29 protein-coding genes and 1 tRNA gene are annotated in these 26,642 nt (G+C 63.3%); 12 read left to right on the plus strand and 18 right to left on the minus strand.

What is annotated here, in order from left to right; translation table 11 throughout:
• Nucleotides 1–50 precede the first annotated feature (50 nt).
• Entirely contained in the window at nucleotides 51–236 is a 186-nt protein-coding gene (locus XH80_RS15445) for a hypothetical protein (protein ID WP_057745799.1), read from the plus strand.
• Nucleotides 237–258: 22 nt separating this feature from the next.
• On the opposite strand, the gene XH80_RS15450 is transcribed toward XH80_RS15445, so the two are convergent.
• Entirely contained in the window at nucleotides 259–972 is a 714-nt protein-coding gene (locus XH80_RS15450; protein WP_271599293.1) for a substrate-binding periplasmic protein, read from the minus strand.
• Between the two features lie 348 nt (nucleotides 973–1,320).
• On the opposite strand from XH80_RS15450, the gene XH80_RS15455 reads away from it, so the two are divergent.
• Together XH80_RS15455 and XH80_RS15460 are read left to right on the plus strand one after the other, a co-directional pair.
• A complete protein-coding gene (locus XH80_RS15455; RefSeq protein ID WP_271599294.1) occupies nucleotides 1,321–3,750 on the plus strand; it encodes an ATP-binding protein in 2,430 nt (809 codons plus the stop codon).
• Nucleotides 3,751–4,078: 328 nt separating this feature from the next.
• A tRNA-Gly gene (locus XH80_RS15460) sits at nucleotides 4,079–4,152 on the plus strand.
• A 20-nt stretch (nucleotides 4,153–4,172) separates the two neighbouring features.
• Here the strand turns inward: XH80_RS15460 and XH80_RS15465 are convergent.
• The 4 genes from XH80_RS15465 to XH80_RS15480 form a co-directional block, all read right to left on the minus strand.
• Nucleotides 4,173–4,358 carry a hypothetical protein gene (locus XH80_RS15465; RefSeq protein WP_157083481.1) on the minus strand — a complete coding sequence of 62 codons (186 nt, stop codon included), beginning with the start codon at nucleotides 4,356–4,358 and terminating at the stop codon, nucleotides 4,173–4,175.
• A 56-nt stretch (nucleotides 4,359–4,414) separates the two neighbouring features.
• The gene (locus XH80_RS15470) at nucleotides 4,415–4,645 is read right to left on the minus strand and encodes a hypothetical protein (protein ID WP_220002524.1); all 231 of its coding nucleotides are present in this window, start codon (nucleotides 4,643–4,645) and stop codon (nucleotides 4,415–4,417) included.
• A gap of 437 nt (nucleotides 4,646–5,082) precedes the next feature.
• The gene (locus XH80_RS15475; RefSeq protein WP_057745930.1) at nucleotides 5,083–5,271 is read right to left on the minus strand and encodes a hypothetical protein; all 189 of its coding nucleotides are present in this window, start codon (nucleotides 5,269–5,271) and stop codon (nucleotides 5,083–5,085) included.
• A 68-nt stretch (nucleotides 5,272–5,339) separates the two neighbouring features.
• On the minus strand, nucleotides 5,340–5,498 hold the full coding sequence (locus XH80_RS15480) for a hypothetical protein (RefSeq protein WP_167353972.1): 159 nt from the start codon (nucleotides 5,496–5,498) through the stop codon (nucleotides 5,340–5,342).
• Between the two features lie 359 nt (nucleotides 5,499–5,857).
• Between XH80_RS15480 and XH80_RS15485 the strand changes: the two genes are divergently transcribed.
• A complete protein-coding gene (locus tag XH80_RS15485) occupies nucleotides 5,858–6,139 on the plus strand; it encodes a hypothetical protein (RefSeq protein WP_271599295.1) in 282 nt (93 codons plus the stop codon).
• 122 nt (nucleotides 6,140–6,261) lie between these two features.
• Here XH80_RS15485 and XH80_RS15490 read toward each other — a convergent pair whose 3' ends face one another.
• Entirely contained in the window at nucleotides 6,262–6,501 is a 240-nt protein-coding gene (locus XH80_RS15490) for a hypothetical protein (RefSeq protein ID WP_271599296.1), read from the minus strand.
• Nucleotides 6,502–7,197: 696 nt separating this feature from the next.
• Here XH80_RS15490 and XH80_RS15495 point away from each other — a divergent pair.
• Nucleotides 7,198–7,674 (plus strand): hypothetical protein, encoded by a 477-nt coding sequence (locus XH80_RS15495; RefSeq protein ID WP_271599297.1) that lies wholly within the window; start codon nucleotides 7,198–7,200, stop codon nucleotides 7,672–7,674.
• Nucleotides 7,675–7,842: 168 nt separating this feature from the next.
• Here XH80_RS15495 and XH80_RS15500 read toward each other — a convergent pair whose 3' ends face one another.
• Nucleotides 7,843–8,028 (minus strand): hypothetical protein, encoded by a 186-nt coding sequence (locus XH80_RS15500; protein ID WP_271599343.1) that lies wholly within the window; start codon nucleotides 8,026–8,028, stop codon nucleotides 7,843–7,845.
• Between the two features lie 296 nt (nucleotides 8,029–8,324).
• Between XH80_RS15500 and XH80_RS15505 the strand changes: the two genes are divergently transcribed.
• Complete coding sequence (locus XH80_RS15505; protein WP_271599298.1) at nucleotides 8,325–8,534, plus strand: hypothetical protein; 210 nt, start codon at nucleotides 8,325–8,327, stop codon at nucleotides 8,532–8,534.
• A 137-nt stretch (nucleotides 8,535–8,671) separates the two neighbouring features.
• A complete protein-coding gene (locus XH80_RS15510) occupies nucleotides 8,672–8,896 on the plus strand; it encodes a hypothetical protein (RefSeq protein ID WP_271599299.1) in 225 nt (74 codons plus the stop codon).
• Here XH80_RS15510 and XH80_RS15515 read toward each other — a convergent pair.
• The 11 genes from XH80_RS15515 to XH80_RS15565 all read right to left on the minus strand — a co-directional run bounded on the left by XH80_RS15515 (nucleotide 8,869) and on the right by XH80_RS15565 (nucleotide 20,418).
• Nucleotides 8,869–9,147: a hypothetical protein gene (locus XH80_RS15515; protein WP_271599300.1), complete on the minus strand. Its 279-nt coding sequence runs from the start codon at nucleotides 9,145–9,147 to the stop codon at nucleotides 8,869–8,871. The genes XH80_RS15510 and XH80_RS15515 overlap by 28 nt on opposite strands.
• 2,024 nt (nucleotides 9,148–11,171) lie before the next feature.
• Nucleotides 11,172–12,764 carry an IS66 family transposase gene (tnpC, locus tag XH80_RS15520; RefSeq protein ID WP_271599340.1) on the minus strand — a complete coding sequence of 531 codons (1,593 nt, stop codon included), beginning with the start codon at nucleotides 12,762–12,764 and terminating at the stop codon, nucleotides 11,172–11,174.
• A 93-nt stretch (nucleotides 12,765–12,857) separates the two neighbouring features.
• A complete protein-coding gene (gene tnpB / locus XH80_RS15525; protein ID WP_271599301.1) occupies nucleotides 12,858–13,205 on the minus strand; it encodes an IS66 family insertion sequence element accessory protein TnpB in 348 nt (115 codons plus the stop codon).
• Complete coding sequence (gene tnpA / locus XH80_RS15530) at nucleotides 13,202–13,603, minus strand: IS66-like element accessory protein TnpA (RefSeq protein ID WP_271599302.1); 402 nt, start codon at nucleotides 13,601–13,603, stop codon at nucleotides 13,202–13,204. Before tnpA ends, tnpB begins: the two co-directional genes overlap by 4 nt.
• 289 nt (nucleotides 13,604–13,892) lie before the next feature.
• A complete protein-coding gene (locus XH80_RS15535) occupies nucleotides 13,893–14,648 on the minus strand; it encodes an ABC transporter permease (protein ID WP_057745763.1) in 756 nt (251 codons plus the stop codon).
• Entirely contained in the window at nucleotides 14,645–15,457 is an 813-nt protein-coding gene (locus XH80_RS15540) for an ABC transporter ATP-binding protein (RefSeq protein WP_057745759.1), read from the minus strand. The genes XH80_RS15535 and XH80_RS15540 overlap by 4 nt, the downstream gene beginning before the upstream one ends.
• 7 nt (nucleotides 15,458–15,464) lie before the next feature.
• The gene (locus XH80_RS15545; RefSeq protein WP_271599303.1) at nucleotides 15,465–16,439 is read right to left on the minus strand and encodes an ABC transporter substrate-binding protein; all 975 of its coding nucleotides are present in this window, start codon (nucleotides 16,437–16,439) and stop codon (nucleotides 15,465–15,467) included.
• Between the two features lie 87 nt (nucleotides 16,440–16,526).
• Entirely contained in the window at nucleotides 16,527–17,516 is a 990-nt protein-coding gene (locus XH80_RS15550; protein ID WP_271599304.1) for an ABC transporter substrate-binding protein, read from the minus strand.
• A gap of 34 nt (nucleotides 17,517–17,550) precedes the next feature.
• The gene (locus XH80_RS15555) at nucleotides 17,551–18,672 is read right to left on the minus strand and encodes an ABC transporter permease (RefSeq protein ID WP_271599305.1); all 1,122 of its coding nucleotides are present in this window, start codon (nucleotides 18,670–18,672) and stop codon (nucleotides 17,551–17,553) included.
• Nucleotides 18,672–19,595, minus strand: coding sequence for an ABC transporter permease (locus XH80_RS15560; RefSeq protein ID WP_333932405.1), 924 nt, complete (start codon nucleotides 19,593–19,595; stop codon nucleotides 18,672–18,674). Before XH80_RS15560 ends, XH80_RS15555 begins: the two co-directional genes overlap by 1 nt.
• Nucleotides 19,585–20,418: an ABC transporter ATP-binding protein gene (locus XH80_RS15565; RefSeq protein ID WP_271599306.1), complete on the minus strand. Its 834-nt coding sequence runs from the start codon at nucleotides 20,416–20,418 to the stop codon at nucleotides 19,585–19,587. The genes XH80_RS15560 and XH80_RS15565 overlap by 11 nt, the downstream gene beginning before the upstream one ends.
• A 198-nt stretch (nucleotides 20,419–20,616) precedes the next feature.
• On the opposite strand from XH80_RS15565, the gene XH80_RS15570 reads away from it, so the two are divergent.
• The 5 genes from XH80_RS15570 to XH80_RS15590 are packed head-to-tail and all read left to right on the plus strand — an operon-like array spanning nucleotide 20,617 to nucleotide 26,633.
• The gene (locus tag XH80_RS15570) at nucleotides 20,617–21,495 is read left to right on the plus strand and encodes an FAD binding domain-containing protein (RefSeq protein ID WP_271599307.1); all 879 of its coding nucleotides are present in this window, start codon (nucleotides 20,617–20,619) and stop codon (nucleotides 21,493–21,495) included.
• On the plus strand, nucleotides 21,485–21,976 hold the full coding sequence (locus tag XH80_RS15575; protein WP_271599308.1) for a (2Fe-2S)-binding protein: 492 nt from the start codon (nucleotides 21,485–21,487) through the stop codon (nucleotides 21,974–21,976). Before XH80_RS15570 ends, XH80_RS15575 begins: the two co-directional genes overlap by 11 nt.
• The gene (locus tag XH80_RS15580) at nucleotides 21,973–24,318 is read left to right on the plus strand and encodes a xanthine dehydrogenase family protein molybdopterin-binding subunit (protein ID WP_271599309.1); all 2,346 of its coding nucleotides are present in this window, start codon (nucleotides 21,973–21,975) and stop codon (nucleotides 24,316–24,318) included. The genes XH80_RS15575 and XH80_RS15580 overlap by 4 nt, the downstream gene beginning before the upstream one ends.
• Complete coding sequence (locus XH80_RS15585; RefSeq protein ID WP_271599310.1) at nucleotides 24,315–25,430, plus strand: ring-opening amidohydrolase; 1,116 nt, start codon at nucleotides 24,315–24,317, stop codon at nucleotides 25,428–25,430. The genes XH80_RS15580 and XH80_RS15585 overlap by 4 nt, the downstream gene beginning before the upstream one ends.
• Nucleotides 25,431–26,633 (plus strand): FAD-dependent oxidoreductase, encoded by a 1,203-nt coding sequence (locus XH80_RS15590; RefSeq protein ID WP_271599311.1) that lies wholly within the window; start codon nucleotides 25,431–25,433, stop codon nucleotides 26,631–26,633. It begins immediately after the preceding gene.
• Nucleotides 26,634–26,642 lie beyond the last annotated feature (9 nt).

Consider the following 26,642-nt stretch of genomic DNA (forward strand, 5'->3'; position numbering starts at 1 on the left):
GGGGCGACTGATGGCCACCAAGAGCAATCGAAGGGCTATCGGAGGCGGCAATGTCGGGTCAGACCATCAAGATCATCTGCGACGCGCGGCGGGCGGGGAAGTCGGAGCCGGCTGATCTGCACGACCAGGCAGGCCATCACCGCTATTACGGAAGCTCGGTCGAGAATGGCGGCGAGCGCATCGTCGAGAGCCGCCGCGGCAAACGCCCGTCCGTGCTCGCCATCTTCGGCTTCTGAATCGCGCTTTCAGCCGGCATTGTTAGGGAGCGCTCAGCACCTGCTTGACGAGGGCTTCGCGCAGCGCCGCCAACTCGCCGCTCGCCTCCATCTGCGCAATCACCTGTCCAACCTTCGGCACCAGGTCGCGGTGGCGTTCGTGCAGGTAATGGAAGATGCGGACACGCTCGAGCGGCGGCGAGAGCGGATAGATTCTTGCTTGCAGATTGAGCTTGCGGATCGCGGCCAGCCCGCTGAAGAGGTCGGTGACCACCACGTCGAAACGATCGGCATCGAGCATCGTGATCATGTTCTCGAGGCCAGCTGTTGCCGTGACACGGTCCATGCCGCGCGTGCCGGCTTCCGACGAGCCGACGCCGCGGACGATGCCGATGCGGTAGTCCCGGATCGAATTCCAACCGTCCACGACGAAATGGAGTTTGGTCGTGAACACGGACGGCTCGATGTAGTTGATCGCGGGCGTCACCTGCAGCAGCGTCGGATAGTCGCGCGACAGCGTTCCGATGCGCTGGATTTCGCCGTCGACCTCGCCGGCGCTCGACAGCGCGAGCGCCCGCTTGCCGGGGACGTCGACGAATTCGAGCTTGATGTTCAGCTTGGCGTAGACGGAGCGAAGCATTTCGCCGCCGACATATTGATCCGGGATGTCGGCGATCCGGGCCAGCCGGATCACCGACTGCGCCTGGGCCGAGCCGGCTGCAAACAGCGACAGGCAGACGAAGATGATCCGCCACATGAGTGCCTCTCGGCCGTTTCTTGCTACCCTTGAGTTCTGATACGAGCGTGATCTACCGGAGATGGCGGTTGCGCGAAGGCATAACGCTCACCGCTCGCCCGCCATGGGCGCGAATCCGGGATATCACCGATGACATTCTAGCACGCGAAGTGGTAGTTTGCGCTGGCATCCTGCTGCTGGGCGCAAGATATGACCCCGCCGACCTCAGATCGCCCAAGGGCCGACAGGATTGCTGCGCGCACCGCGTGCTGAGGCACCGCGTGCTGAGGGAGATCAAAATCGTAAAATCGCGTGCGGCTGCGATCGGCAGGCCGAAGAGGAGTGTCGCCATTTTCCGGGACGGGGTGCATGGGCAACGCAGGTAAAGAGAGTCCGGATCGCAGCCGCGCTGTCGCGCCGGCGGCGGCGAAGCAGGATTTGAGCGGCATCGGAGCTGCGTTCGCGTCCCCAATGCTCGCGACTTTGTCGTCGCGGGCATTCAACTGGTCGCGCAGCGGTATCGGGCCACGCCTGCTTGCGGCCGTGCTGCTGTTCTCATCGCTCGTGACGCTGACCCTGACTGCGCTCCAGCTCTATCTGGACTACGATCGCGAAGTCGGCATGATCGAGACAAGGCTCGGGGAGATCGGTCGCAGCACCACCGGCAGCCTCGGTGAGAGTCTGTGGAGTCTCGACCAGAACCAGCTCAAGCTTCAGCTCGAAGGAATCCTGCGGCTGCCTGGTCTGCGCGCCGCCGAGGTCCGCGAGATCGCCGATCGGCCCAATCCTATCAGTGTCGCCGTCGGCGAACGAGGTCGCCGTTCGGTCGTCACGCGCGACTATCCTCTGACTTACATGGTTCAAGGGACCGCGCGCCCGATCGGCGTGCTCCATGTCGAGGCGACGCTCAGTGACGTCTATCAGCAATTGCTGAACCGGGCCCTCGTCATCCTGGCAAGTCAGGCGGCAAAGACGTTCCTCGTCTCGCTGTTCATCATCTATATGTTCCACATTCTGGTGACGCGGCACCTGGTCGCCATCGCCGAGTTCGTCAGCAAATACAATCTGGCGCGGCCGCCTCCGCCGTTGCATCTGGAGCGCCGGCCGCCTTCCGACCCCGACGAGCTGGACAAGGTGGTCGACGCATTCAATGCCATGTGCAGCAACCTCGGGCATGCCTATGACGAGCTGCGCGAGGCCAATGCGAATCTCGATCGTGACCTGAAGATCCGCCAGCGCGCCGAAGAGGATGCGCGCGCGAGCGAGCAGCGCTTTCGCGACTATGCCGAGACCGCCTCCGACTGGTTCTGGGAAACCGGACCGGATCACGTCTTCACCTACATCTCGGACCGGGCCGGTGCTTTCGGAATGGATCGCCAGGCCGTGATCGGCAAGCGACGTCCGGATGCCGCCTTCGAGCAGAGCGCCGACGTGCAGAAATGGCGCGACCACATGGCGACGCTGGATCGTCACGAGCCGTTCCGGAAATTCGAATATCGCGGCCGCGATGCGGCCGGGCGTCCGCACTATTTCAGCGTCAACGGCCAGCCTGTGTTTGGCGACGACGGACGTTTCATGGGCTATCGCGGCTCGGCCACCGATCTCACCGCACAGCGCGAGGCCGAGGAGCGGCTTCGCCAGTCCCAGAAGATGGATGCGATCGGTCAGCTGACGGGCGGCGTCGCGCACGACTTCAACAACGTGCTGACGGTCATCACCGGGACCATCGAGATCATCCAGGAAGGGCTGGCGGACAAGCCCGAGCTCGCTGCGGTCGCCCAGCTCATCGACGACGCGGCCGCGCGCGGTGCCGAGATCACCTCGCAGCTCCTGACCTTCGCGCGGCGCCAGCCGCTGGAGCCGCGAGAGATCGATATCAACGCTCTCGTCGCCGAGACGGCGAAGCTGCTGCGGCCGACCCTCGGCGAGCATGTCGAGATCGTGATGCGTCTCGACGACGATGCGTGGCCGGCCATGGCCGATCCGTCGCAGCTTTCGTCGGCGATCGTCAATCTCGCCGTCAACGCGCGCGATGCGATGCCGGATGGCGGCAGGCTCACGCTCGAGACCGCAAACCGGGAATTCAACGGCACCGACAATGATGACGGTGAAGCCGGCGCTTACGTCATGATCGCGGTGGCCGACACCGGGCACGGCATTCCTGCCGAGATTCGCGAGCGCGTGTTCGAGCCGTTCTTCACCACCAAGGGCGTCGGTCGCGGCACCGGACTTGGGCTGAGCATGGTCTACGGCTTCGCCAAGCAGACCGGTGGCACCGTCACGATCGAGAGCGAGGAGGGGCGCGGCACGGTGATGAGGCTGTTCCTGCCGCGATCGGCGGGCGATGCAACGGCGAGGACGGGGCCGGCGCCGATGCCGGCGCCGACGCGTGGACACGAGACCATTCTCGTGGTCGAGGATGATCCGCTGGTGCAAGGCTACGTCATCGCCCAGCTCGGCAGCCTCGGCTATCGCACGCTGACGGCCAACGATGGCGCAACCGCGCTGGCGTTGATCGACCGCGGCGCGAGCTTCGATCTTCTGTTTACGGACATCATCATGCCCGGCGGCATGAACGGGCGGGAATTGGCAGATGCCATCCAGCTCCGCCGCCCGAACGTGCGGGTGCTCTACACCTCCGGCTATACCGACAACGCGATCGTCCACGGGGGGCAGCTCGATGCCGGCGTGGCGCTGCTGCGCAAGCCGTATCGAAAGGCCGACCTGTCGCGGAAGATCCGGGAGGTGCTCGGGGGCGAGCGCTCTGAGAAGGGCGCGGCATCCGCGAAAATGGCCTGAGCCAAGACCTGACCCAAGAAAAGGCGCGGCGGGGAGATCCCCGTCGCGCCCGATTCTTGCTCGCTGGTCCAGGGCTGAGAGCGCCCCGATGCCAAGCCCAACCTAGAACTTAGCGGGCGATCCCAGCGAGGTGACAGCGCTCGGTAAAAGACACTGGATCACCTCCTTTCGTTGATTGCGGGAGCCCTCAATATAGGCTGGACGACCGTACCTGTTAAGGGGCGGCCGCGGTTGCGGAACCGGCCCCCGTGCGCAAGGGCGGAAAGCCGCCGAAAGCGATCCCGGGGCAGTTGAGACCGCCGCCCGGCCGTGTTAGGGAGCGACTTACGCGGGTGTAGCTCAATGGTAGAGCAGCAGCCTTCCAAGCTGAATACGAGGGTTCGATTCCCTTCACCCGCTCCAACGCTTAGCCGGATTATGGCCTAGAGTTTTACAGCCGGTTTTACAGTTTTTGTTCCGGCCTCGTTCATTTGCTCAATCAGCGCCTTGGTCAAGGCCGTGCGGTTGACGTACCGCCGAATGATTTTTTCAACGCTCTCTTCGTCCCAAGCCATGATCTCGGCGATCGATCGAATTGGGATGCCGGCGACATCAAGCAGGCCACGCATGGTTCGGATGACCATCCCCTGAAGATCGGAGACATCGAAAGCCGAGCGGAGGCGAGCTATTCTACTTTTCTGATTTTCTTTTCGAGGTGCCCGTTTTTTTGGTCGTGAACCAGCTGGCTTAGCGATGTCTCATTGAGATGATGGAGCACTTCAGCCAACTTTGCTGTCTCCGGGTGGCCGGCGGCAAAGGTGTTGCCGTAAATCTTGCGCAGTGTGCGAATGAGGGTGTTGCCGTGCTTCTTGCTGATCTCACCGTTCTTGTCACGGTGGCGGTCGTCGATGGACATCGCGCCCTCCCTTATGTTTTGTGCTTGCTCGGGCAGCCTAACGTCATTAGGTCGGCGGCATCAACCCTAATGGTCCCGCAGACGAGTCGCAGAGTTACGGCAAAGAAATTGCCGTAGTCTCGCTCCTCTCAACCAAGGGTCGAGCGTTAGGGCGTTCAGTTCCTCGGTGCGGCGCGCCAGCCGTATTCCTGATGCGGAATCGTGGAGGTAATGTCAGCGTCTCTGCTAGCCGACAGGCGCCAGGCTGCCACCCCGAAGCACAAAGTCAGGGTCAGGGCGACGGCAAGCAGAAGCATCGAGACGAACTGGCTCACGCGCGTGAGGCCCGCAAATTTGAGCTACTGGGAGCGAGCACGGCGGATCGATTCGAACAACACAGACAAGCTGACCTAATCGCGGGATTTCCCCAGCGCAATGAGGCGGCGCGTCCGTTAGGTCTAGGATAAGGAGGCCCGGCCCGCGGCAGTAATGCTGTACTCGACTTCACCTGAAGCTAGCGGGTTGGCCTCGACGAGACCAAGCTCCACCAGTCGAGCGACGATCTCATGATCGAACAGCGGAGTGCTGATCCACGGCTCAGCGGACAATTGCTTCAGGAAAGCGCGCTCGACCTCAGTCAGATCCATAGTTGCCTTTCTGGAGACAACTCGCGGCATCTCGCTGTCATTCCGCTCCCGAAGTAGCCCGAGCCCTGTCAGGAAGGACCGAAAGCGCTTATCAGCCCAATCGCGATGGGGACCAGGCCAACGACAGTCCACAGGGCAGGCGAACTGGAGCCGACGCCAACAACTAAAATCCAGACGCCGAAGCCTACGATGACTGCCGAAATGACGTAGGCGAGAGCTTTTTCCATTGTTCGATCCACAAGCAACAACGGACCGATTGCACTTCTAGGACTCGGCGCGAGCCGAAACGTTCCAACGCGCGCCGAGGGACAAGTCTGAGGGTTGGCGCCAAAACTACTTCACCCGCCGGCTTCGCTTGGCGAGCCTCACCCCGGCACCCCCACCGTTCTCTGGGCTGAACTAACCGGCTGCACAAGGAACGGTAGAGGCTGAACTGAGCGGCCGTTGATGGGGCGCGGCCCGCCGGTTCACGCTCGCGGATATGTGCACTCATTTGTGAACTGCTTCACAGCATCCCAGCGTTGGAGGGATTGCAGTGCTCCTTTCGGTCTGCGGAGCCGAGGTCTCGATCTACACGGGAGGAGTTATGAAGCTCATTCTTTCAATCTTCATCATCCTTCCGACGAGCGCTTTCGCCAACGATTGTCCCGGATTTTTGAACTACCTGAAGGCCAATTCGCAGCTGAAGCAAGTCAGTAACAGCCAGATTCAGTGCTTTGTGACCAAGCCGCCCAAGCAGCACATTAAGGTATTCACTTTTACATCCGGCAACGTGACCGTCGCTTGCACAAGGTCGGGATCTTATCCTTACCGACAATTGTCCTGCTCCGACGGCGGCCGAACCTTCGGAAGGTTCCTCAACAACTGAGAATGGCAATCGGTCAACCGCGCCGACGTGTCCGAATTATCGAACCCTAAGGCGCCAGGAAGGCGCGTGAGGTACTGCGCGTCGTGGGATGTAATTCGGCGTCAGACAGCTCGCCGCTCCCTTTAGTCCAACTGGCGCTTCAGGATTGCGATCGTCGCCAGAAGGTTGTCCCGCCGATTCCGCAGGTTTCGGGCAAGGATAGAGTATGTCGGCTCAGCGACGTCATGGACCCGGGTCCGCGCTTCTTCATGGGCGATGTCGGTTTCCAGCAGTTCGATCCGCCTTTGAAGGTCGGCAACCAACACTTTCATTTTGAGAGCGGTCTTGTCGGTGTGAGTCTCGAAACGGGATGACATCTCCATCTGTCTGCTCCGGTTTGGCACGGACTGACGATCGCCGCGCGGCCCTGAGCCGTAACTGGCAACATGCGGGCCAACGGCTTCCCATCAAGACGCGAAGATCGTCCTAACTAACCCTTGACGAGCGCGCGGCGGCGGGAGTCCTGGGCGGCATCAGCACGACGTCGAAAGGTCGCGCGCAAAGTAGCGCATCTAGGACGGATCGAAGGAGCTCACTGCGGCCCTTCGCAGCCACTCAGTGCAGCGTAGTTTGAACTGGTGCGTTAGGAAGCCGCAACCGCGCCTTGCAGGAGGAAGCGCAGCGACGTTATCCAGCGCCTCGATCAATTCCGGCAACCAAGCAGCGCTCGTGAGGGCGGTGCTCGAAGGTGCGCTGCTGGTCGGTCCCTGGGCCTTCATGCCGGTAACCGAGGCTGAAATGACCTCGCCGTAGATCGCGTCCAAAAGCATGCTCAACATTGAACACCGTACCCGTTATTGATTGGCAATCCGCCGAATCCTTGCGAAACCTGCCATCTTCGCGAAGCGCCACCAGAAGGTGAGCGCCTGTGGTATTCATTATCGCTGGGTGCAGCGCTGCCCGCTGGGAAAAATGGCAAAGTTGAGGCCGTCAAGGATACATCGGATTAGAATGCCGATTATCCCCGTTATACACTGAATCCCGTTTGGGGTTCTGGGCGCTTATTTGGAGGGTCAATCATGGCGAGTGTTCAACCATTGCACAGACGGGAAGGTGTCAATCTAGTTCAACTTGAGGCGGACATTAGTTCGATACGCTCGGGAAGCTCTGTCGCTTCCATCGCTCTGCCTGATTATGTCGAGCACACCGCGGGGGTGACGCGCGTTGGCGCGCTCAGCGCGGAGGCGGTCATTCGCGACTATGAGTCCGCCGCAAAGGAGATCGAGGCTATGGGCACCGAGTTGATCGACGCCGCACAAAAATGCGAGGCGCTGACGGCGCAGGTCCATGATGCGATAGCCTTCATGCGCGAAACGGCGGCCGGGTATCGTGAAGAAGGACGGAAGATCTTCAAGCGCATCGAAGAATGCGCGTTGTTCACCGAAGACGTTCGCAAGACATGCGAACAGGTCAAGCGCAGAATGGCAGAAGTCTCCGTCGGCGAGTCTCCGAGGCCGGAGTTTGCGGAGCTGGAGCCCGAGACGGAAGGCGCATAGCGCGCAGAGGCGTAGGGCGGGTTACGCCGCGCGGATTCCTCTTCGCGCAATCCGCAGGGCTAACCCGCCCAGGCTCGCGACGACGGCTCGCCGCGGACCGGCGGATTACGGACAGCGAGCATTAGGTTTCCAAGGTTACGTGGCGAAGGTCTTTTCTTCCTCAGTCGGCTAGAACTGATCCTCGTTGCGTCCCGTCCGAGTGATAGATGTGCGTCCCCCGCGCAACGAGGTGCCCATAAGCAGCGCGAGCCGCTCGCGCCATGCGCGACCGGCGCGGGCCCCAAAGTCCTCAAGCACCAGATAGATGTCGCGGTCCAGTCTATCGAGCGGCACGATCGAGGGCGAGGCACGCATACGCGTACTCCAACTGACTGCGGAGAGACGGCCCCGGCTGGCAGGGGCAGGGGGTAAGGCCGGGGCCGCCTTGCCAGCCCGGCGGCGGGCTGGCAAGGCTCAGAAGCGCACACCGCGGCCGTCGTTTTTTCGTGCCGCCGTTGGGGTCATATTTGCCCCAGCAGGGTTCCCAAGTTCAATATTGAACCAAGCGGTCTGTGGTAGTTTACGACCATCACTTGGCCGAGGCTCTGCCCGTAGGCGTCGGTGGCTGAGAGACCGAGAGCGCTCCCGCCTGCATAACAGGGAGCGCCGCCATGCCGGTCTTTCGACCCATTCCCATTGACGCCGATCAGGCAGAGCATATGCGCCAGGTCGCGCAGAAGTCGCGCGAACTTCTGAGCGAGCCCGCTCCGGACACATTCTTGGGCCGCAAGGCGCAGGAGCCGTTTCCGGATGAAGATCCAATGGAACGCGCCGATGTTCAGAACCTGATCCACAGCGAATTACAGCCGCCGCAAGAGTAAGGCCGCCTCAGTTGACGGCCAAAGCCAACAAATGTTGGGTCTCGTAGGTTCGCCTGCATCATCGCCCGGATCGTGGCTTTTATCGGTGACTGAGAGACCAATAGCGCTCCCGCTCTACTCTAACAGGGAGCGCGGTCATGCCCTTAGACCGTTTCCTTTCAGATATTGACGTCACGCCAGAGCAGCGCCACGTTATCGAGCTGGCGTTCAAAAGCACGCTACGCAACCTCAACCTGATTGATCGTAGCGATCCCGTTTGCGAGATCGTGGCGCGCAAGGTGATTGAGATCGGCACGAACGGCGTCAGCAACGCAGTCGCGATGAGCGAGATCGCCTACAAGCAACTTAATCCGCGCGAGTAAGGCCGCCTCGGTTGGCGGCCTCTTCGGCCCACCGGTTCACGTTGGGGGCCTATCTCTTCGATCACGTCGTATTCGAAAGCGACGCCTTCCGGATCGTTCTGCTCGAACCACATTTCCGCGGCATTCACAGTAGCGAAAACCTTGATGTGATTCTTGTCGCCGACCTGCTTGGCGGTGTTGACGTATATGAAGACGGTCATTCGTCCCTCTGCAGATTGGTCGCCAGAGATCTCGGTCGCACGGTCTGGCATCACAGCGTTATCCCACTGAATTGAACAATGGTGAAACCACCAGCACTTGGGGATGATTGACGTCCGAACCACATGTCTGGCTCGGAACGCTCGATTGGAAACAGCGATGATGCGGTCGGTTTTGGCCCTGGGCCTATTGCTTAATTTGAGTGTTGCGGGGAATGCTGCCACGGTGCATCGCTCGACACCACCATTGCGCGCGCGCCCGCAAGTGTTCGTTCCCCACAGTCAACTCGTTCCTCCCGGTCAAGGCGTGGCGACCCCCGGCTTCGCCGTCCCCGGTTGGACCGACGAGGCCACCCGGCGATGGCTGGACAGCCCCACGGCCTGCTTAGGCTGTGGCGGATAGCCCGCCACGCTGTGGCCTCTTGTCTGCCGAGTAGTCGGCGGCGAAGGATAGAACGAGGCGGAGGCCGCTCGCGCTGGGACGGCATATCCAAACGCAACTACCCTGCTGTGGCGCTAGTTTTAAAACGCACTGGCGCAGTACTTTCTTAACCGCCTCAGCCGGGGTAGTTTATTCTGCCTTGAAGGGCTCTGTTGGCGACGCTGATTGCCGCCAGCATCGAGCCGAAATCTATTGTCGTTCCTCGAATTTGCTGCAGCGAGGATCGCCTCGCTTCACCCGGCGAAGCTCCTGGAACGACAGCCCGTCACACTGGAGCAGTGTGTATTCTTTGTATGATGGGGGCGGCACGCGCCAGCAAAGCGCCTCACCAGCGGGCACTGTGTACGTATCCCCCACGCCGGTAATATAGTTGCAGCCCGACGCAGGCCTTTTGACCTTCTCTTGATCTTGTGCGTGAGCCTGAGCTAGCGAAGCCACTGCGAAGAACGCTACCGACAAAACGCGCATTATTCTCTCCTCTCGCGACAGCAAACATTCAGGGGTCCGAAGCATCGATTGGCTTGGGCGCAGGGAAGAGATCAGTCGGGGACGTAAGAAATTCCCGGATTCGGCGGCGGTCTCAAAGCGGAGCGAGAATCTGCCAGATGACCAGAAGCACCACGATCATCAGCATGGCATAAACCCGATCCGCGCGAACATCGTCGGGCCGCGCTCCAGCGGGGGCCGCATCGCCTAACGGTTATCAACGGCATGTGGGCGGACTGGATTCCTGTCTAGCTTGGTGGGTTTTGAGAGGCTATCGGCGTTGCATGCACGCATGCACGTAATCCTTCATGCCGGAATCTAGCGCGCTCCGGCTGAGGCCCATGGACATGGCCTCCTCTTTGCACCTTTCTCTCTTTGCTTCGAGCTGCGGATGGATTGCTTCGGCGCACTGAAGGCGGAAGGGGCCGGGGGGGATATTGTCGGCAGTTTTGCGCCTGAGCGCTGGTGCTGCTTAGAACCATTGAGAAGGCAATCAGCGCGCGGACCACGTCAAAAAGGACGTCTTTCGCCATTTCACTTCTCCTTTCCCCCGATCGAAGCCGTGGTCGATTTCTTGTTGCGAGCGCCCGAGACCATGAAGCACCGGCGCTGAGTCTCACCGCACGCGCGACCGGCAGCGGCTCATGACCCATCGCCGGCGGTTGAGGCGGTAAGCTACGACGCGACCCGCCGGCTGCCACGTCGGCGGGTCTCTAACCGATTATCCAAAAAACGTCATGGCCGTGAGAGCCAAATCGGCGCCGAAATCTGATGCAAACGTCAGAAGAAGCCCGAGGGCGATACAGGCAGCGAAAATTGCGACAGCAACCTTAGACATAGTCATTTTTGCAATCCCTCTAAAAACGTTGGGAAGTGCAATTCCGAACATTGACTTAGCAAGGGCTATGCCGGCGATGTGTGAGGCAGTTCACACCAGACTGCTCGAACAAGCGAAAGTGACCCGCGCAGGGTGGCGCTGGGCAGCACCAATTTCTCGGAAAGCTTCCTGTCTCAGAGCTAGGGCCGAAAGAGCGGCAAGTTTTACACCACGCCGCTAACCCATTGATGCGACTTGATGCGGATAACAGCGGTTTTACAGCGTAACCGTCCGGTGAGGGCCGCGGGATGATCGCGTGGCGCGGTGGCCCGATCAGGCCGCAGACTGAACGGGGGTTCTGTTCCAATCCCAAGGCAGCAGCTCATTGAGCTGACCTTGAGGGGTGCTGGCGATGCGGGCCAAGACGTCCGCCAGCCAGGCTTGCGGATCGACGTCATTGAGCTTTGCCGTCATGATTAGCGTCGCCATGGTGGCGGCGCGGTCGGCACCACGTTCGGAGCCGGCGAAGAGCCATGACTTGCGGCCGAGGGCAAAGCCGCGCAGCGCGCGCTCCGCCGCATTGTTTGTCAGGCAGATCCGCCCATCATCGATGAAGCGAGCAAACCGGTCCCAGCGGCGCAGCATGTAGTCGATTGGCTTGGCGACCGCGGACGAGTTTGACAGCCGGGCACGCTGCTCGCGGAGCCATGCTTCCAATGCCGTCAAAGGCGGAGCGCTTTGCTCCTTGCGCATGCGCAGACGCTCTTCGGCGCTTTGGCCGTTGATGCTGCGCTCAATATCGAACAGTGCATCGAAGCGCTTGACCGCCTCCAGGGCAATCGGCGAGATCGCTGCGGCATTCTTGTCGCGCCTCGCATTGGCCGCGATGTCCGCCAGCTCGAAGAACTGGCGCCTGGCGTGGGCCCAACAGAGTGCGGACGTGATCGGCCCCTGCGCGCGCGAGGCGTCATACAGCTCGTTGTAGCCGCTATAGGCGTCGGCCTGCAGGATGCCGGAGAAGCTTTGGAGATGCCGTGTGGGATGCTCCTGCCGCCGGTCGCGCGAGGCGTAATAGAGCGCGGCCGGCGGCGCCCGTCCGCCAAACGGCCGATCGTCGCGAACGTAGGTCCAGATATGTCCCTTGACCGTCTGGCCCTTGGCCAGGATCGGCACCGTGGTGTCATCGCCATGCAGTCGCTCGGCGGAGAGGACGTGACGCTCGATCAGCCGATAAAGCGGCTGCAGGGCCACCGCACAGGCGCCGACCTGGTCAGCCAGTGTCGACAGACTCAGATCGATGCCCTCCCGGGCGTAGCGCTCGCTCTGCCGATTCAAGGGCTGATGCTGGCCGAACTTCTCGAACAGGATCATGGCCAGCAGGTTCGGCCCGGCAAAGCCGCGCGGCGTCACGTGGAAGGGGGCTGGCGGCTGGGTGATCGTCTCGCAGTCCCGGCACGAGAACTTCTCGCGCACCGTCTGGATCACCTTCCACTGCCGGGGAACGACCTCCAGCGTCTCGGTAATGTCTTCGCCCAGCTTTGATAGCTTCGATGAGCCACAGCAAGGGCAGCTCTGCGGTGCGGCGATCACGACCCGCTCGCGCGGTAAATGTTCGGAGAACGGTTTGCGCGACGGACGCTTGCGCTGGAAGGATTGTACCGTCTGTGTCTTGGCCGCCGCCCTCTCGGCCGCCAGCTCGTCTTCGGTTGCGGTTGCTTCCAACTCTTCGAGCTCGAGCTCCATCTGCTCCAAGAGCCGTGCCTTGCGCTCCGAGCGGCTGCCGTAAATCTGGCGACGCAGCTTCTCGATCTCGAGCTTGAGGTAACTGATCAGGGCCTCGGCCGCCTTCGCGTCGGCAGCTTCTGCTTTGGCGCTCGCCGCAACCGCTTCCGCTTCCAGGCGCGCGGCGCGCTCCGCGAGGATCATCGCATGCGCGGCGGCAAGATCGGTGGGGAGCGATTCAGATGTGGTCACGATGTTGATGGAATCACATCCATCACGATCCGCAAGCTCAAAGCCTCATCCGACCGACGTCGGTCGCCACGTCTCCTGTGGGTGCCGCCAGTCGATTCCGGACAAGAGATAACCGAGCTGCGCCGACGAGATCGTCACCACACCCTCGGCCGGGCTCGGCCAGATGAAGCGGCCGCGCTCAAGGCGTTTTGTGAACAGGCAGGCGCCCTGGCCGTCATGCCAGATCACCTTCAGCAGGTTGCCGCGGCGACCGCGAAAGCAAAACAGGTGGCCGCCCAGCGGGTCGCGATGCAAGATCTCCTGAACCTGCAACGCCAGCGACGGAAAGCCCTTCCGCATGTCGGAATGGCCGGTCGCAAGCCATACCCGCACGCCGGCCGGCAACGGGATCATCGCGGCCGTCCATCAGTCAGCGCCGCCACGACTGCGCTTAGTGTCGCCGCGTCAACCGCACCGGTGATCCGCATCCGAGCGCCGGCAGCGAACTCAATCTCGATCGCACCGCAGCTTCCGGAGGGCGCCGTCAACGGTTGCCGGTCTGGCGCCATGGAGACTGCCGCAAAACGGACCTTATCGTCCTGCCGCTGCATCGGCTCGGGCCCGCAAGCGAGGACGCCGGTCCGCGCCTGCCGCCGCCAGGCCGTAACCAAATTGCGGTGAACGTCATGTCGTCGAGCAACTTCGACAACACTTGCCCCAGGAGCCAGACTCTCCTCCACGATCCGGAGCTTCTCGGCACTCGTCCACCGCCGTCGCCGCTCAGGACCGGACAGAACCGTAACCGTCGTCACGTTTGCTCATTTGCTTGCGAATTAATGCGCAAACCATCTCACGCCCGTACCCGATCCGGGAAGGCGGCCTCCACCGGAGGCGTACTTTACAGCTAAGTCTCTCGCGCCCATGAATAAGCCACAGCCTTCCAAGCTGAATCGAGGGTTCGATTCCCTTCACCCGCTCCAGCTTTTTCAGAGCCTCGGCAATAGGCTTGGCAATAGACTTGGCGAGCGGTCAGATTTCACCGTGACCACTGGGCTGCTTGACGCGTTCCGACGCGTCTTTCCGATCGCTTTCCGCAGGCGATCAGCGTCCGGCCCAGTGGACGAAGCGGCGCTCGATGACGAGGAAGATCAGGTTGAGCGAATAGCCCAGCGCGCCTGCGGCGAAGATGGCGGCATACATCGCGGGCATGTCGAACAGCTGCTGGGCCTCGAACACGCGCTGGCCGAGGCCGTCGGTCGAGCCGATGAACATCTCGGCGACGACGATGATGACCAGCGCCAGCGACACGCCGTTGCGCAATCCGACGAAGGTCTGTGGCAGCGATTCCCTGAGCATGACGTCGAACAGGACGCGCGCACGCGACGCGCCCATCACCTTGGCTGCCAACAGCCGCGTCTTGCGCGCGTTCATGACGCCATAGGCGACGTTGAACAGGATCACCAGGGCCGCGCCGAACGCCGCCACCGAGATCTTGGTGCGGTCGCCGACGCCGAACAGCACCAGGAACAGCGGGAACATCGCCGAGGCCGGCGTCGAACGGAAGAAGTCGATCAGGAATTCGACCGAGCGGTAGACCTTTTCGGATGAGCCGAGCACGATGCCGAGCGGGATGGCGATGACGGCGGCAATCGCCGTCGAGGTGATGGTCCGCACCACCGTCCGGACGAAGTCCACTCCGAGCTTGCCGGACTGCATGCCCTCCCAGAGCGTGCGGAAAGTCGCAAGCGGCGAGGGCAACAGCACCGGATCGACCAGCTTGAGGAAGCTGACCAGCGACCAGATCGCCAGCAGGATGGCGATGCCGACGAGCGGCAGCAGGGCATTGGCGCGTTTCATCCGCGATGCACCTCGCGCTGGAATAGTTTCAGGCAATGCGCCTTGGTGGCGACAAAGCCGGGGTCGGACATGGTGCGATCGGTTCGTGGCCGGGGGGCGTCGAACGGAACGAATTCGACAACACGGGCCGGATGCCGCGACAGCAGCAGAACATGGTCGGACAGATAGACGGCCTCCTCGAGGTCGTGCGACACCAGCACCATGGTCGTCGCCGTCTCCATGAACACGCGCTGCAGCTGCTCGCGCATGAACAGCGTCATTTCATAGTCGAGCGCGGAGAACGGCTCGTCCAGGAACAGGATTTCCGGCTCGACGATCAGCGCGCGCATGATCGAGACCAGCTGCTGCTGGCCGCCGGACAAATGATAGGGATAGAGCGACAGATCGACCTTGACGCCGAGATGCGCGACCAGGCGCTCGACGCGCCGGTCGCGCTCGCGCTTGGCAATGCCCATCAGCTTGAGCGGGTAGGCGATGTTGTCGAAGGCGCGCAGCCAGGGGAACAGCGCTTCGCGATAGTTCTGGAAGACATAGCCGAACTTGACCTTGCTGACCGGCCGGCCGTCGAACAGCACTTCGCCCGCGTCCATCGGCACCAGGCCGGCGATCATGTTGATCAGCGTGCTCTTGCCGCATCCGTTCGGCCCGAACACCGAAATCAGCTTGCCGCGAGGAATGTCGAAATCGAAATTGTCGTAGATGACGGCATCGGTGTAACCCTTGCAAAGTCCGCGGATAGTGACGTGAGGCGCGGTCCTGTGCGACTCGTCGTGGGTGCCGGTCGGCCGGCTCGGGACGGCGCTGCTCACGCGGGGCTCAAAACTTCTGCAGGAACTTGGTGGCGTCGACCTTTTCGGGGATGACGCCGATCGACGCGCCGAAATCCGCCAGCGTTTGCAGGTCGGCGATCTGCTCCTTGCTCATGTCCGATGCCATCACGTAACCGAGCATCGGCACCATGTCGACGACGTTATCGGGCGTGAAGGTGTTCTTGGCGAGATGCTTGCGGGCCTCGTCCGGATTGGCGTTGATGAATGCGATCGCCTTGGCCCAGGCCGCAGCGAAGCGCTTGGCGACATCCGGCCGCTTCTGGACGAAGTCGCTGGTCACCGCGCAGCCGGCCGCGTAGGCATTGGCGCTTTCGCTGCCCAGGATGTATTTCGAGATCACGCCCGCCTCGAGCGAGCGGGCGACGCCGGCCTTGATCATCATGGATGCATTCGGCTCGAGCGTGTATCCGCCGTCGAAGCTGCCCGAGGTCATCGCATTGACGTGCTGGCCCATGTCGAGCTGATCGATGGTGTAGTCACCGTCCTTCAGTCCATTCTTGGCAAGGATGGCCTTGGCGGTGTTCAGGTTGGCAGGTCCCGGCGCCGACATCAGCTTGGCGCCCTTGAGGTCGGCGATCGAGTTCGCGGGAAAGCCGTTGCGAACGACGAATTGCTCCATCTTCCAGGTCTTGGTCTGGCTGTTGAGCGCGATGTACATCGCAACGCCCGGCTTCTTGACGTTGGCGTTCAGCCCCTCGATCGTGACGAGGACGGCGGACACCTCAATCTGATTGGTCATGAGCGCCGCGACATTGGCCGGCCCGCCCATCAGCTTGGTCATCTCCGGCTCGATGTTTTGCTCCCTGAAGAACCCGCGCTCGAGCGCGACAAAATAGGGCAGGGACGAGCTGAGCGGGAAGACGCCGACCGAAACCTTGTCCTGCGCTCGCGCGGGATCTGCGAGCCCGGCCATGCTCGCAAGCAGGAGCAGTGCCGCGAGCGTCTTCGTCGTCCAGTTCATGGGGATGTCCGTCCGGAGGGTTCGATTGAATGAGCGGTCGCGAAATGAAGGGAGGACGGGACGCGGTGCGGCCGTCCTCCCCCCGGGTCACTTCTTCATCGCTTCGATGACGGCGAAGCTGTAGGCGCCTTCGGGCTTCTTGGTGATGACGGGATCGGAACCGCCCGACATCAGCGTCGCCACCGTGCGGTCATAGTCCTTGACGTCGAGCTTGCCGTCGGCATCGCCAAGCAGCTTGGCGATCTCGCCCATCATCCGCTTCTGATCCTTCTCGGTCTTGGCGCCGGTCGTGTCGGCGGCGAGGATGATCTTCACGGCCTCATCGGGATGCGCCTTGGCATATTCCCAGCCCTTCATCGAGGCCTTCACGAACTTCGCCATCTTGGCGACGAAGGCGGGGTCCTTCAGGTTCTTCTCCAGCACGTAGAGGCCGTCCTCCAGCGTTGCGACGCCTTCGTCCTCGTATTTGAAGACGACGAGCTGGCTCGGCTTGTAGCCGCCGTCGATCACCTGCCAATACTCGTTGTAGGTCATGGTCGAGACGCAGTCGGCCTGCTTCTGCAGGATCGGGTCGACGTTGAAGCCCTGCTTGATCACCTTGACGCCGCCCGGCGAGCCGTCGGTCTTGAAGCCGAGCTTCGACATCCAGGACAGGAACGGATATTCGTTGCCGCCGTACCAGACGCCGAGCGTCTTGCCCTTGAGGTCGGCCGGCTTCTTGATGCCGGTGTCGGCGCGGCAGGTCAGCTCCAGGCCGCTCTTCTTGAAAGTCTGCGAGATGTTGACGAGCGGCACGCCCTTCTCGCGCGAGGCGAGCGCGGACGGCATCCAGTCGACGGTCACGTCGGCGCCGCCGCCGGCGATCACCTGCGGGGGCGCCACATCAGGGCCGCCCGGCTTGATGGTGACGTCGAGGCCGGCTTCCTTGTAGAAGCCCTTGTCCCTGGCGACGAAGTAGCCGGCAAACTGCGCCTGGGCGACCCATTTGAGCTGGATGGTGACGGGTTCGGCTGCTTGTGCGTTCGAAAGCGTCAGGCCGAGCGAAAGACCTGCGGCCAGTGCCAATGCGTGCTTCATGCAAGACTCCAAATTCAACGTGGACCTCGCCGACCTAGGTCCGATAGGACGGATGCCAGAACGTTGTCGCGCGTTCGGCCAGCGTGACAAAGCCGTAGAAAGCCATTCCGGCGAGGGCGGCCAACGCGATCTCCGCCCAGACCATGTCGATGGCCATGCGGCCGGCCTCGGTGGAGATGCGAAATCCGATACCCTGTGTCGGAGTTCCGAAAAACTCTGCAACGATCGCGCCAATCAGGGCAAGCGTGGCGTTGATCTTGAGCGCGTTGAAGATGAAAGGCAGCGCGGCCGGAAGATGCAGCTTGGCCAGCGCCTGGGCATGGGTGGCGCCGTAGGAGCGCATCAGGTCGCGCTCGATATGGCCGGCCGCATTCAGCCCGGCGATGGCGTTGACCAGCATCGGGAAGAAAGTCACGAGCACGACCACGGCGGCTTTCGACGGCCAGTCGAAGCCGAACCACATCACCATGATCGGCGCGACGCCGACGAGCGGAAGCGCCGAAAAGAAGTTGCCGAGCGGCAGCAGTCCGCGGCCGAGGAAGGCGTAGCGGTGCGCCAGGATCGCAACCAGAAGGCCGGCGCCGCAGCCGATGATGTAGCCTGCCAGCACGCCGCGTATGAAGGTCTGGACGAAGTCGGCGCCGAGGATCGGCAGCGAATGGGCGAATTTCGTCGCCGCCGCGCTCGGTGATGGCAGCAGCACGGCCGGCACGCCGAAGCCGCGCACCGCGACCTCCCAGAGATAGAACACGGTGAGGCCGAACAGCAGCGGCACCAGCAGATCGAGCACGCGCCGTCGTCTGCCCCGGGGTTGATGCGTCCCGGCGAGATTGACCACACCGAGTGCCGCCGACAGCCAGCACGCCATCACGATCATCCAGAAGCCGGCACGAGCGGTCCCGGCCACGGCCGCATCGTCCAGCAGGACCAGCGACGCGGTGGCGGCGAGCGTCGCGCCGGCAAGACCGGGAATGGTCGCCCGCTGATCCGACAGCCAGGCGGCCAGCAGGAACAAGATGGCGGCTGCGCCGACAATGGACCGGACGACGGCATAAGCCGACAAAGGCGGTGATTGCGGCGCGAGCGGAAGCACGAAGGCGAGCGCCAGCGCGGCGGTCGCGGCGATGAATCCCAGCCTCAGCTTGCGCGGATCCATCAATGCACCCCCATGCGCCGGCCGACGGCGCGTTCGATCATTCCGATCAGCGCGATCAAGGCGGAGGAGAGGACAGCGGCGGCCACCAGCGCCGACCACAATTGCACCGTCTGGCCGTAGTAAGAGCCCGAGAGCAGCCGCGCGCCGATGCCGGCTTCCGCGCCGGTCGGCAATTCGGCGACGATAGCGCCGATCAGCGAAATCGTGACGGCGACCTTGAGGCTTGCGAACAGATAAGGCACCGATGCCGGCCAGCGCAGCTTCCACAGCACCTGCCGCGGTGTCGCCGACCACGTTCGCATCAGTTCGAGCTGGAGCGGATCGGGTGAGGCAAAGCCTTTCACCATCCCGATGGTGACGGGAAAGAAGCAGAGATAGGCCGAGATGATCGACTTCGGCAGCAGCCCGTGCAGTCCGAGCGCCCCCAGCACCACGATGAAGATCGGCGCCAACGCCAGCACCGGCACCATCTGCGAGCAGATGATCCAGGGCAGCAGGCTGCGCTCCAGCACGCGGCTGTGCAGGATCAGCAGCGCCAGCACGATCCCGAACAGCGCGCCGAGCAGGAAGCCGAGCAGGGTCGCCGATATCGTCACCAGCGAATGGTAGACCAGGCTGCGCGGCGCCAGCGGCGGATAGCCGAAGACGGAATCGAGGAAGGCGGCCGCGATCTGGTGCGGGGCCGGCAACAAGGGCCGCTCGGCATCCATGGTGCCGGCGAGCACGTCGCTCATAGTATAGGGTGTCTCTTCGCGCTCGAAGCCGTCGCGGACCAGCGACCAGTTCATGGCGACGGCCGCGACATACCAGATCGCGACAAGCGCCAGCACCATGGCAAGCACAGGCGCGTAACGCGTGACCAGGGGATGATCCCGAAGCGTGCGCGCGGGACGCAAGGGCAGGGCGAGCGCGCTATTCGTCATAGGAGTGCCCCGCGCGCAGGCCATTGCGCACGCGCTGCGCCACCTTCAAAAATTCCGGCGTCTCGCGGATTTCCAGGGAACGGTCGGTCGGGAAATCGCAGTCGATGACGTCGATGATGCGGCCCGGGCGCGGCGACATCACGACAATCCTGGTCGACAGGAATACGGCTTCCGGAATCGAATGGGTCACGAACAGCACGGTCTTGCCGGTCGACTTCCAGAGCTGGAGGAGCTGCTCGTTGAGGTGATCGCGCACGATCTCGTCGAGCGCGCCGAACGGCTCGTCCATCAGCAGCAGCGCCGGATCGAACGACAAGGCGCGTGCGATCGAGACCCGCTGCTGCATGCCGCCGGAAAGCTGCCAGGGAAATTTGCGCTCGAAGCCGGTGAGGTTGACCATCGACAAATAGCGCTCGACGCGCTGCTGCTGCTCGATCTCGGAATAGCCCATGATCTCCAGCGGCAGCTTCAGGTTCTTCTCGATGGTTCGCCATGGGAACAGCGCCGGTGCCTGGAATACATAGCCATAGCTGCGGGCAAGCCGCGCCGCTTCCGCGCTCATGTCGTTCACCGTGAGCGTGCCGGACGAAGGCTGCTGCAGATCGGCGATCACCCGCAGCATCGTGGTCTTGCCGCAGCCGGACGGCCCGATGAAGGAGACGAACTCGCCCTCGGCGACTTGCAGATTGACGTTGGAGAGCGCCTCGACCCGGCCGTCGGCGGTGTCGAAGGTCAGCGAGATGTTTTGGGCGTCGACGACGAGCCGCCCCGGTCGGGGGTCCGCGATCGGTTCGTCTGATAGGGAGAGACTTGGCTTTGGCATGGCGATGCGAAATATTGTCGCAAAAGCGGTTTGTCGTGGCGCGCCCAATCTTTACGCAGGCGAAGTGCATAATAAGCAGGTTTTTGTCTGATTTCGAAGCAATTGACGCGCGGGTGACTTTTGACTTGCCTTGTTCACAGCAGATAGTTTCGTGTTCGCTTTCGCAACAAGCGCGCGAGCCCTCGATATGCGAGCCCTATGAAGCCTGCCCCATTCAAATATGTCCTGGCATCGTCGCTCGACCACGCGCTCGCGCTGAAGGCCGAACATGGCGACGAAGCACGCTTTCTCGCAGGCGGCCAAAGCCTTATCCCGGCGATGAATTTTCGCCTGGCGCGGCCTTCGGTGCTGATCGATATCAACGCGCTCACGAGCCTCTCCGGCATCGATCGTCCGGAGGCGGGGCAGGTCAGGGTCGGTGCCTTGACGCGCTACAGGGGGCTCGAGCGGGATGGCGAGTTCCTCAGGAGCTGTCCGCTGTTCGCTGACGCACTGCCGCATATCGCGCATCCGCAAGTTCGTAACCGCGGCACCATCGGCGGCAATCTCTCCCACGCCGATCCGGCATCGGAGCTGCCGGCGCTCGCAATCGCCATGCAGGCCAGGATGCGGATCAGGTCGGCAGCGGGCGAGCGAACGGTGGCGGCGTCCGACTTCTTTGCCGGCCTGCTCACCACCGACCTCGCCAGCGACGAGATGCTGGTCGATGTCACTTATCCGGTCCTGGCCCCGCGCAGCGGCGCCTGCTTCATGGAAATCGCGCGCCGCCGCGGCGATTTTGCCATTGCAGGCGTAGCGGCCGTCGTGTCCTTGGACGAGGAGCGCCGCTGCGCCAGCGTGCGGCTCGCGCTCTGCGGCGTCGGCGAGACGCCGGTGGATGCTGGTGCCGCAGCATTGCCGATGATCGGCAGCCGTGTGACGGGCGATGCGGTCGAAGGGGTCGCCGCAGGCGTGCGGGACCTCATCGCGCCGTCGGGCAACGTTCACGCCAGCCCGGACTACCAGCGGCATGTGGCCGGCGTGCTGGTCCAGCGCGCCATCCGCACTGCTCATCAACGGATCAGCCATGCAGCCTGACTACCACGAGATCGAGCTCACGGTGAACGGCACCTATTATCGGCGCACGGTGGAATCGCGCTTGCTGCTGTCCGATTTCCTGCGTCACGAGCTGGGGCTCGCCGGCACCCATGTCGGCTGCGAGCACGGCGTGTGCGGGGCCTGCACCATCCTTCTCGACGGTGATCCGGTTCGGTCCTGTCTGATGCTGGCGGTGCAGGCCAACGGCCACGCGCTTGCGACGGTCGAGGGGCTGGCGTCTGCGAGCGGCGAGCTGCATCCGGTGCAGCAGGCGATGCACGCCCATCACGGCCTGCAATGCGGCTATTGCACGCCCGGGATCCTGATGACCATGACGGCCTATCTGGACGAGCATCCATCGCCGTCGGAGGACGAGGTGCGAGAGGCGCTGTCAGGCAATCTCTGCCGCTGCACCGGCTATCAGAACATCGTCGATGCGATGATGGATGCGGCCGCGCGGATGCGGGAGGAGGCGCCATGAGCACCCGCTTCTTCGGCGCGCCGGTCAAGCGCAACGAGGACAGGAAGCTCCTGACCGGCCAGGCGCTGTTCATCGACGATGTCGAGCTGCCTGAAATGCTGCATGTCGCCTTCCTGCGCAGCCAGGTTGCGCATGCCCGCCTGAAGCACATCGACGTATCGCGCGCGAGAAAGCGGCCGGGCGTCGTCGCGGTCTATGTTGCGGAGGACTATGGCGACTATTGGCAGCCCGGTCCGCTTCTGGTGCAGCCCCCGCCGATTCCGGGAAGCACCTTCAATCCGCGCACTCAGGTGCCGCTCGCCAGGGACAAGGTGCGCTATGTCGGCGAGCCGCTCGCTGTTGTCGTCGCAGAGAGCCGCTACCTCGCCGAGGACGCGCTCGACGATATCGATGTAGAGCTGGAGACGCTGCCTGCGGTCGTCGACATCGAGCAGGCGTTGACGTCCTCGTCGACGCCGGTCCATGACGACCTCGGCTCGAATGTCGCGGCCCATGTCCACCAGGTCAAGGGCGACTATCGCAAGGCCGCCGCGAACGCGCAGATCATCCTCAAGCGCCGCTTTCGCTACGAGCACGGCATCTCCTCGCCGATCGAGACCCGCGGTGTGGTCGCGCATTGGAATGCGCGCGGCCAGCAGATGACGATCTGGGATACGACCCAGGCGCCGGTGTTCATCCGCAACGGCCTTGCCGCCATGCTCGGCCTCGGCGAGCGGCAGGTGCGCGTCATCGCGCCCTTCGTCGGCGGCGGCTTCGGGCCGAAGATCATGATGTTCTACCCGGAAGAGGTGGCGCTGCCGTGGATCTCCATGCGGCTCAACCGTCCGGTCAAATGGATCGAGGACCGGCTCGAGCATTTCGTCGCAACCACGCACGAGCGCGGCCAGATTCACGACGCCGAAATCGCGCTCGCGGCCGACGGCCGCATCCTCGGCGTCAAGGACGTCTTCCTGCACGACACCGGCGCCTACAATACGTACGGCCTGACGGTACCGATCAATAGCCAGTGCACGCTGCTCGGCCCCTACGTGATCCCGGCCTATGACAGCACGTTCACGGCCGTCTTCACCAATCTGCCGATCGTCACGCCCTATCGCGGCGCCGGCAGGCAGCACGGGGTTTTCGTGATCGAGCGGCTGCTCGATCTGGCCGCGCGGGAGCTCGGCATCGATCGCGCCGAGATCCGGCGGCGCAACCTGATTCCACCAGACGCCTTTCCATACAACAACGAGATCATCTTCCAGGACTTTGCGCCGCTCAGCTACGACAGCGGCAATTACGAGCCTGTGCTCGCCAAGGCTCTCGACGCGATCGGATATCAGCGCTTCCTGAAGGAGGAGCAGCCGAAGTTTCGCGAGGAGGGACGCTGCGTCGGCATCGGCGTCGCCTGCTACGTCGAGGGCACCGGCATCGGCCCCTATGAGGGCGCCAAGGTGCAGGTGCAGGCCAACGGCAAGGTGAACGTTGCGACCGGCATCGGCACGCAGGGGCAGGGGCATTTCACCAGCTTCGCGCAGATCGTCGCCGACCAGCTCGGCGTCGATCCTTCCGATGTCGATATCGTCACCGGTGATACCGACCAGTTCTACTGGGGTGCCGGCACCTTTGCGAGCCGTGGTGCCGTGGTGGCGGGCAACGCCGTCAGCGAGGCGTCGGCCGCGGTCCGGCGCAAGGCCCTGAAGCTCGCGGCCGACGCCTTCGAATGCGCCGAGGAGGACCTCGTCCTTGCCGATGGAAAAGTGTCGATCGCGGGGATCCCGGGAAAGTTCATCCGCCTCGGCGAGCTCGCGCAGCGCGCCAATCCGATGCGCGGTGCGGTGAGGCCGGGCACCGAACCGGGGCTCGAATCCACGCAATATTTCGGTCCGCCCTCCGGCGCGACCGCCAACGGCGTTCATGCCGCGATCGTCGAGATCGATCCGCTGACCTTCGAGCTGAAGGTGCTTAAGTATGTCGTGGTCCATGACTGCGGCACGGTGATCAATCCGATGATCCTCGAAGGCCAGATCCACGGCGGCGTGGCGCAGGGCATCGGCAATGCCTTCTTCGAGAAGCTTGCCTTCGACGATCAGGGCCAGCTCCTCAACGCTTCGCTCGCCGATTATCTGCTACCGACCGCGCTCGACGTGCCGCGCATGGAGCTCGACCATACGGTGACGCCGTCGCCGCTCAATCCGCTCGGCATCAAGGGCGCGGGCGAGGCGGGAGCCATCCCGGTGGGTGCGGTGTTCGCGCAGGCGATCGAGGATGCGCTTCTGCTCACCTCGCGCAAGGTCGAGCTGCTCGAAATTCCGCTGAGCCCGAGCCGGCTGTTCGAGCTGACACGACAGGAGGACGCATGAGAACAGCACGCGTGTTTCGCCTGTCGATGGCCCATCCCGGCGACCTCTCAGAACTCGATGATCTGATCGTGCGCGGCACGATCAAGGCGGCCGACGTCGCGGCCATCATCGGCAAGACCGAAGGCAATGGCGGCGTCAACGATTTTACCCGCGGCTACTTCACCCAGACGCTGATGGCGCTGCTGTCGAAGCATCTCGGCCGGCCGGCCGCCGAGCTGATCCGCGAGATCCCCTGCGTGCTCTCCGGTGGCACCGAGGGGGTGATGAGCCCGCATTACAGCGTCTTCTGTGTCAGCGAGAGCGAAGCCGCTAAGCACCATCCGTCCGCGCTGGCAATCGGGACTGCCTTCAGCGCTCCGGTGGCGGCCGAAGAGGTCGGCCGGCGCGCCCATGTCGAGAGCGTGGCGGCGACCGTGCGTGCCGCAATGAGTGACGCCGGAATCGAACGGATTGAGGACGTGCATTTCGTCCAGGTGAAATGCCCCTGCGTGACGGTGGCGCGGGCGACGGCGGCCATCGCCGCCGGCAAGACACCGCTCACCAGCGATCCCAACAAGTCGATGGCCTTTGCGCGCGCCGCCGGCGCCTTTGGCGTCGCGCTCGCCCTGTCCGAGATCGGGGCGGATGACTTCACCGATGCGTCGCTGCTCGCCGATTTCTCGATCCAGTCGCCGCGTGCCAGCATTTCCTCGGGCGTCGAGGTCGAAAGCAACGAGGTCGTGGTGCTCGGCAACAGCCCGAACTGGGCGGGCAATTTGCGCATCGCGCACCGGCCCATGAGCGATGCGCTCGATATCGGAGCGGTGGTCGACGTGCTCGCCGATCTCGGCATCGCGGCCAGCCCGCAGGTGTCCGCCGCGGACTGGGCGCGCATTGCCTCGGTGCTGGTCAAATGCGAGCCGGACCGGCGCGGCCGGATCCGCGGCCATCGCCACACCATGCTCGACGACACCGATATCAACGCGCAGCGGCACATAAGAGGTGCGGTTGCCGGCCTCGTGGCCGGCGTGATCGGCGATGGACGCATTTTCGTGTCTGGAGGCGCCGAGCATCAGGGGCCGGATGGCGGCGGCCTGATCGCCGTGATCGCATCGCAGGAAGGGGCTGGCTAGATGCGGATTGTCATCATCGGCGCTGGCGTCGCGGGATGCGTGATGGCGCGGCGGCTTGCAGCGCTCGACGGCGTCGAAGTCGTCTGCCTCGAGCGGGTCAGCCGCGACGACCACTCTGAAGCAGGCACCGGGCTCAATGTCGGGCCGAACGCGGTGAAGGCGCTGCGTGCGGTCGATCCGGAGCTTGCCGCGCGCATCACCGCGGCGAGCTTCGTCTGGGCCAATTGGCGGATATCGCTCACCGACGGCACCGTGCTGTTCGATCTGCCGCTCAAGGACGTTGCCGATGGGCCGGGCTGGCGTATCCGCTGGTCGGAGCTCTACCGCGTGTTGCGCGAGGCAGCCGGCGCGAGCGTCGCCTATGGCTGCGAGATCACGCATATCGCCCGCGATGCCGCCGATCCGCGCAAGACGAGACTTGCCTGGCGCCAGGATGGAAGCGAGCATCGGCTTGACGGCATCGATCTCCTGATTGCGGCGGACGGCCGTTACTCCGATGTGCGGCGGACCATCTCCGGCGAAGTGCCGGTGCGCCTCACGGGCGTTGCGATCTCGCGCCTCCTGGTGCCTGACACCTCGCGCGGCCTGATCGACGATTATGAGCAATGGTTCAATGGACCGAACCGGTTGCTGGCGTTCCGCGTGCCGCCGGATCACGTCTATCTGGCCGGCACGTTCCCGATCCAGGGGGAGATCCCCGAGGCCCGCAAGGCGCCTGATGCACTGCGCGCCGCCTATACCCCGGCCGAGGCGCCGCCGAGCGACCAGGCGCGCTGGCTGATCGATCAGCTCTGCAATGGCGTCGCCGACACCCATTGGGCGCGGATGCAGGAGCATGTTTTGCTCTACCGCGCCGCCGACTGCAACGTGCTCTATCTTGGCGACGCCGCCCATGGCATGGTGCCGACGCTCGGCCAGGGCGCGACCCAGGCGATCGAGGATGCCGCCTGTGCGGCCGCGCTGATCACGCAACGCCATCAGGGCGGTGTGCGTGACGTCGCGGCGTGGCTTGCGGAGATCGAGGCGCTGCGGTCTGATCGCATGCGCTTCGTGATGGAGCTGTCGCTGGCCGCGAGCGACACGATTCTCGCCGGCGGAGATCCGGTCGCGGGCACGCGCAAGAAGAGCGGCGAGCCGTTTCGCAACAATCTGAAGGCGCTGTATCGTCAAATCGGCCCGCCGATCGACGGCGGGCAAGCGTGAGGAGATATT

The sequence above is a fragment of the Bradyrhizobium sp. CCBAU 45384 genome, from assembly GCF_028128665.1.
Classification (GTDB): domain Bacteria; phylum Pseudomonadota; class Alphaproteobacteria; order Rhizobiales; family Xanthobacteraceae; genus Bradyrhizobium; species Bradyrhizobium manausense.